This window comes from Shewanella sp. GutCb (assembly GCF_002836135.1).
In the GTDB taxonomy this organism is placed as follows: domain Bacteria; phylum Pseudomonadota; class Gammaproteobacteria; order Enterobacterales; family Shewanellaceae; genus Shewanella.
Genome location: NZ_PJBL01000091.1, coordinates 1 through 341 on the forward strand (window position 1 = coordinate 1; position 341 = coordinate 341).

Consider the following 341-nt stretch of genomic DNA (forward strand, 5'->3'; position numbering starts at 1 on the left):
CTGGTCTATATGCAGCCGGCGAAGTCTGTGGTGGTATTCATGGTGTGAGCCGTTTAGGTAGTTGCTCAATTCCGGAATGCATGGTGATGGGTATGACAGCTGCACGCAGCGTCATGAAAGCCTAAATCTACCAGATAATAAAAGGAATGAGTGATGAGTAAATTTAAAGCGGTATTAGCGCTAACATTGGGTTGCCTGTTAACTCTATCTGCACAAGCAGTAGAGGTGCGAGACCACCATAAAGAAGTGATCGGTAAAGACTGTAAAACATGCCACGACAATGGCATCAAACAGTTTCCATCAGATCAAGCATGTTTGCAGTGTCATGATGTAGATGACTT

Annotated in this window: 2 protein-coding genes; both read left to right on the plus strand. The window is 44.3% G+C overall.

Annotated elements, in window-relative coordinates:
• The coding region (locus CXF86_RS23120) for an FAD-binding protein (protein WP_145991659.1) at window positions 1–125 on the plus strand (125 nt) is incomplete at its 5' end.
• Between the two features lie 28 nt (window positions 126–153).
• The coding region (locus CXF86_RS20100) for a cytochrome c3 family protein (protein ID WP_145992411.1) at window positions 154–341 on the plus strand (188 nt) is incomplete at its 3' end.